This window comes from Cupriavidus campinensis, from assembly GCF_905397395.1.
Lineage (GTDB): Bacteria > Pseudomonadota > Gammaproteobacteria > Burkholderiales > Burkholderiaceae > Cupriavidus > Cupriavidus campinensis.
Genome location: NZ_CAJPVH010000114.1, coordinates 1 through 5,357 on the forward strand (window position 1 = coordinate 1; position 5,357 = coordinate 5,357).

A 5,357-nucleotide genomic window follows, 5' to 3' on the forward strand; every position below is an offset into this window, starting at 1 on the left:
GGCGCAGCCGGGGCGGCGGCAGGCGCCGGCGCCGGTGCCGGTGCTTTCGCGGCTTCCGGCAGAAAGGCCGTGGCGAGGTTCAGCGTGCCGTCGGCGCGCCGGGCGGCCTGCAAACCCAGACCCTCCAGCTCGATGCTGCGAATCTGCGCCTTGTGTGCGAGCGGCTCGAGCCGGCCCACGTCCACGGTCAGCTTGCCAGCCTTGAGCAGTTCCGCGCCTGCGTGCGTGCGCACATCGGCATCGCGCAGGGTCACCGTGCCGGTGACGAACAGGTCCTGCTTGTCCTTGTCCTGCCGGAACCCGATGTTCAGGCGCGTATCGACCAGCCCGCCCTTGACCTCGGCATCTTTCAGGCGCGGCGCGAACGCCATGTAGCGCGCCACCTCCAGGCCGTCCAGGTTGACGTTGAGATTGGTCTCGCGCGTGTCGGCAAATGGCTGCGTGGTGCCAGCCAGCGCCAGCGGCGTGCCGTTGATCTTCGCAAACAGCGTCGGCCGCGTGTTGATCGTGGCGTCGTGCGGCAGGTTCGAGAGGAAGGGCAGCGTCAGCGTGAAATTTTCCACGCGCTGCACCGTATCCAGCACCTTGTCCTCGTAGACGAAGCTGGAGTTGGACACCGCGATATTGCTGACGGAGAAACGCGCCGGCTTGCTGTCAGCCGGCTTGGGCGGCTGGGCGGCAAAGCGCTCCTGCACATCGGCGAAATTCATGCGCCCCTGTGCATTACGCGTCACACGAACGGCCAGCCTGTCGATATGGAGGAAGTCCACCACCGGCGCGAGGTGCCACACCGAGGCCGCCGAGGTATTGGCCTCGATCTGCCCCAGCGTCACCATCGGCGTCTTGCCGTCAGGCTCGAAAATGGTCAGGTCGTTCAGCGTCGCGGCCAGCTCGAACGGCCGCACGTGTGCCGCGCCGAGCGTGACCTTGCGGCCCAGCGCCTCGGTCGCATTCTTCTCGACCAGATATTTGATCAGCGGCGGTCCGCCAAAGTAGCCGGCGAGTCCGAAAATCGCCAGCGCGGCTACCGCACCGCCCGCCACGCGCAACGCCACCCGCCTGCGGGGCGTCGCCATGGCCGCCCCGGTGGCGGCCTGGATGGAATCCTTGAAAGCCATGTCACCCCAGAAGATTTGACCCCACACGCCAATGTCGTCGGCTTTTTTTATGGTTCGCCGATGGCGCTTTGTATCCCGGATTTCACTTCTTTTGGGCATTATTGTGACGGATTATGGCAGGCCGACGGGCGATTTTGAATCCGGCCGCGCCAAAATCAAATGGCGGGTGGGTCGTTCTGGTATCTTTACGCCTTTGCGAAGCGTCCCGTGGCGCCCCCGCCGGCCTACCCGCCGGCCACAGGCCCGCCCATTCCGCGCTGTCATCCGTTCGGCCGTCCCCTCCACGTCATCCGTGTTGCGCGCTTCGCATGTGAATTCACCATGCGAGTCATTTCATGCCTACCACCAGCAGTACTGTCGGGGCTCTGGGCGCGCAGGACGGCAAAGCCGCCCGCCCGCTGACCGGACAGGATTACAAGACGCTTGCCCTCGCCGCCCTGGGTGGCGCGCTCGAGTTCTACGACTTCATTATTTTCGTCTTCTTCGCCACCGTGATTGGCGAGCTGTTCTTCCCGCCTTCCGTGCCGGACTGGCTGCGCCAGCTTCAGACCTACGGTATTTTCGCCGCCGGTTACCTGGCACGCCCGCTGGGCGGGATCATCATGGCGCACTTCGGCGACCTGCTCGGCCGCAAGAAGATGTTCACGCTGTCCATCCTGCTGATGTCCGTGCCGACGATGCTGATGGGCCTGCTGCCCACCTATGCCGCGATTGGCCTGCTGGCGCCGATCGCGCTGCTGATCCTGCGCATCCTGCAGGGCGCGGCCGTCGGCGGTGAGGTGCCGGGCGCCTGGGTCTTCGTCTCGGAGCACGTGCCGCCTCACCGCATCGGCTACGCCTGCGGCACGCTCACGGCGGGCCTGACCGCCGGCATCCTGCTCGGCTCGCTCGTGGCCACCGGCATGAACACCGTGTTCACGCCGGCCGAGCTGCATGACTACGGCTGGCGCCTGCCGTTCCTGCTGGGCGGCGTGTTCGGCATCGGCTCGATGTACCTGCGCCGCTGGCTGCATGAGACGCCCGTGTTCGCCGAGCTCCAGCAGCGCAAGGCGCTCGCCGCCGAAATGCCGCTGAAGTCCGTCGTGCGCGACCATCGCGGCGCGGTGGTCGTGTCGATGCTGCTCACGTGGATGCTCTCCGCCGGCATCGTCGTGGTGATCCTGATGACGCAGGGCTTCCTGCAGAAGTCGTATCACTTCGACGGCCGCACCGCGCAGCTGGCCACCAGCATCGCCACGCTCTGCCTGTCGGTCGGCTGCATCGTGGCTGGCCTGCTGGCCGACCGTTTCGGTGCCCGGCTGACGCTGTCGGTGGGCGGCACGCTGCTCGCCATCAGCGCCTATGTGCTCTATACGACGATTGGCGCGCGCCCGGACCTGCTGATTCCGCTGTACGCGGTGGCCGGCTTCTTCGTTGGCTCGATCGGCGCCGTGCCGTACGTGCTGGTGCATGCCTTCCCGCCGCAGGTGCGGTTCTCGGGCCTGTCCTTCTCGTATAACGTGGCCTACGCCATCTTCGGCGGCCTGACGCCGGTGGTGGTGACGCTGATGCTCAAGAACGATCCGCTCGCCCCGGCGCACTACGTGGTGGCGGTATGCGTGATTGGCGTGGTGACGGCGCTGTTCGTGCGGAAGCGTTCGCACTGACGTCCCGATACTCGCCGCAAAGAAAAACGGGGAAGGCTGCTGGCCTTCCCCGTTTTTTTATGCCCCGCCGCGTCGGTGATCGCGGAAAAACTGCCACATCAGCTTGCTGGCGTCAGGGCCGGTATCGCTGTGGTAGCGCACCTTGCCGTCGCCGCCGCTCCAGGCGTGGCCCAGGCCGGCTACTTCCACGAGACGCACGAGATCGCGGTTCCAGCGGCCGAAGCGCGCGTCGCGGAAATCGCCATCCGGCACCGGCGGCGCGTCGTTGGCCGGCGCGGTGCCCAGGCGGTCGTCGAGGCGGTTATAGGCCAGGAACTGGCGCGCCAGCAGGCGGCCATTGACCGGATGCACCGCTTCGTCGGCCAGCCCATGCAGCACGATGGCCGGCATCACCGGGCCGCCCGGCACCGCACCGGCGGCGTCGAGCAGCCAGGCCGGCTCGGCCGCCGAGCCATGCTGCATCGCCCGGAGCCCGGCCCGGGGCGAATCGGCGGCGCCAATCACCACCCCTGAGTGCAGCCCCACGGCCGCCACCTTGCTCGGATAGCGCAGCGCAACCACCGCGGCCATCGCCGCGCCGGCGGAAAGCCCCGCCAGATAGATCTGGTCCGCGCGCACGTCGGGGCGGCTCGCCAGTTCGTCGATCAGCATCGCCACGGCCTGCGCCTCGCGGCCACCTTCGCCGGCGGCAAGGTCGAACCACTGCCAGCACCGATGCACCGAGCGCCGCAGCGGCTGCTGCGGATAGGCGACGATAAAGCCCTCGCGCTCGGCCAGCGCGTTCATGCGCGTGCCGGCTGCGAGATCTTCCGGGGTCTGCTGGCAGCCGTGAAGCATCATCACCACGGGCAGCGCGCCCTTGGCGCCGGATGGAATATAGAGACGGTACGAGAGCTGCGGCACCAGTTCGCCCGGCAATGGGGCGAGGCCGAGCTTCAAGGACTGCCACGTGCCGGGCAGGTCGCCCGGCGCGGTGTCACCCGGGGCCGGCGTGCGGCGGCGGGTTGCTGGAGACGCCAAGTCGAGGCGCCCCAGCCATGTTCGGATTTGCTTTGCGGTCCGGAATTGCGTGCGACCGATTTGTCGCAGTTGCGTCTCCCAGTCCGTCGACAGGCTTTTGGCCATATGAAGACTCCTGCTCATCTAGGAACGGGCCCCCTCCGCTATTGTGCGACGCAGCATACCATAGTCGGCCTGCTGGATTAGGGCCATTGTCTGCAAAGCACAACATGAGATTTCGAAACAGTTTTCCCCTTGCCGCGAGGGCGGCCGCCCCCCATGAGGCGCGGGAGAAAAGCTATGGCGTTTCAGCGAAAAAGAAAGAAAAAGGCGCAATGAAGGCGCCTGTTCTGACAACGATACAGCGGGATAGTGGAATCTACTGCTCTGCCACCTTTGTCCATCCCTCGGGCGAAAATGTGCGCAATGCGGCAGCCCGGCTGGCTGTGGAGGCGCCCAGGTCGCGCTCATAAAAGTGGCGCTCACTGTCCAGGATGAAGGTGTTGACGCCGCTGTCGCCATAGCGGGCCGGCCAGGCAACGATTGCGTATTGGGCGCTGCTGCCCTTCGGCGCGGCGATGATGCGGTAGCGGTAGCCGTAGAACGCCTCATTCGGGGGGGCGTCCGGGCCCATCGCCAGTGCATCGGGGCCGAGCGGACTGTCGTTCTCGGCCGAAGACGACGGCCAGTACAGCCCGTTGGTCTTGCCCGGGCTGCTGACGAGCTGGGTCGCGTAGCGGCCATTGCCGACCAGCTCGGCGTAGCGCTGCTGCGCGTCCGCCAGCTGGAGCAGGGTGTCCATCGTCACCAGTTCGTTGCGGCCGATGCGCCGCACATGCACCTCGCGCTGGCCGGCCGGCATGTCGAACTGCCAGCCCGCCTTGCGTTTGACGATGGGCACAGGGAAGGTCCAGCCGCTCTCCCCCACCGCCACGCGCGCCGTCTCTTCGCCCACGCGCTCCACCGCATGGTGGCGCGACCAGGCCGCCAGGAACTCGTAGATATCATCCTGATCGACGCCCTGCGGCGGCAGCAGCGTCCGGTAGTTCGGGCCGAGCACGCCCTTGAGCGCATCGTGGTCGCTGCGGGCGATGGCATCGCCCAGCGCGTCCGAGGCGGCCTCGGGCGAGGGATAGACCCGCTGCGCCAGCGCCGGCGCGGACACCGCCAGCAGCGGCACAGCCAGCAGCGCGGCGCCGAGGAACCGGCGCACGGTGCGTTTCATGGTGGCGGACATCGTCGCTCTCATCATGTCTTATCTCCGACCATGTCCAAAATGACCGCCACCGCCGCCGCCACCGCCTCCACCGAAGTGCGCGCCGCCCCCTCCGCCGCCGCCACGCTGCGGCATGGACCGCTGCGCCGGCTGGCTGGCGCGTTGCATGCCACCGGCATTCCCAGCGCGCTGGAAGCCGCCCGAACTCCCGCCGCGCTGCACCTGCTGGCGCATGCGGTCGCCGTTGCCGGCATCGCGGAAGGCGCTGTCACGATTGCTGTCCCGTGCGCGGTCGCGCGCGGCGGACTGGTCGGCCCGCTGGCGGTCGGCGCCGGCTGGCCGGGGGTTCTGCACGCCACCCGCGCCGGCGCGATTGAC

General features: G+C 67.6%; 5 protein-coding genes. 2 read left to right on the top strand and 3 right to left on the bottom strand.

Going from position 1 to position 5,357, the window contains the following annotated elements; all coding sequences use genetic code 11:
• Window positions 1–1,118: DUF748 domain-containing protein (locus KHO18_RS27845; RefSeq protein ID WP_211944280.1), on the bottom strand; the 1,118-nt coding region annotated here is incomplete at its 3' end.
• Between the two features lie 335 nt (window positions 1,119–1,453).
• Here KHO18_RS27845 and KHO18_RS27850 point away from each other — a divergent pair.
• Window positions 1,454–2,764 (top strand): MFS transporter, encoded by a 1,311-nt coding sequence (locus KHO18_RS27850; protein WP_211944281.1) that lies wholly within the window; start codon window positions 1,454–1,456, stop codon window positions 2,762–2,764.
• A 57-nt stretch (window positions 2,765–2,821) separates the two neighbouring features.
• On the opposite strand, the gene KHO18_RS27855 is transcribed toward KHO18_RS27850, so the two are convergent.
• Together KHO18_RS27855 and KHO18_RS27860 are read right to left on the bottom strand one after the other, a co-directional pair.
• A complete protein-coding gene (locus KHO18_RS27855) occupies window positions 2,822–3,889 on the bottom strand; it encodes an extracellular catalytic domain type 1 short-chain-length polyhydroxyalkanoate depolymerase (RefSeq protein WP_144196345.1) in 1,068 nt (355 codons plus the stop codon).
• Window positions 3,890–4,142: 253 nt separating this feature from the next.
• Window positions 4,143–5,015 (bottom strand): DUF2950 domain-containing protein, encoded by an 873-nt coding sequence (locus KHO18_RS27860; protein WP_377731627.1) that lies wholly within the window; start codon window positions 5,013–5,015, stop codon window positions 4,143–4,145.
• Between the two features lie 15 nt (window positions 5,016–5,030).
• On the opposite strand from KHO18_RS27860, the gene KHO18_RS28700 reads away from it, so the two are divergent.
• The coding region (locus KHO18_RS28700; RefSeq protein ID WP_211944282.1) for a hypothetical protein at window positions 5,031–5,357 on the top strand (327 nt) is incomplete at its 3' end.

Bases quoted from the DNA above. Each gene is read 5' to 3' on its own strand.
- KHO18_RS27850 (WP_211944281.1), top strand. From the start codon at position 1,454: ATGCCTACCACCAGCAGTACTGTCGGGGCTCTGGGCGCGCAGGACGGC.
- KHO18_RS27855 (WP_144196345.1), bottom strand. From the start codon at position 3,889: ATGGCCAAAAGCCTGTCGACGGACTGGGAGACGCAACTGCGACAAATC.
- KHO18_RS27860 (WP_377731627.1), bottom strand. From the start codon at position 5,015: ATGATGAGAGCGACGATGTCCGCCACCATGAAACGCACCGTGCGCCGG.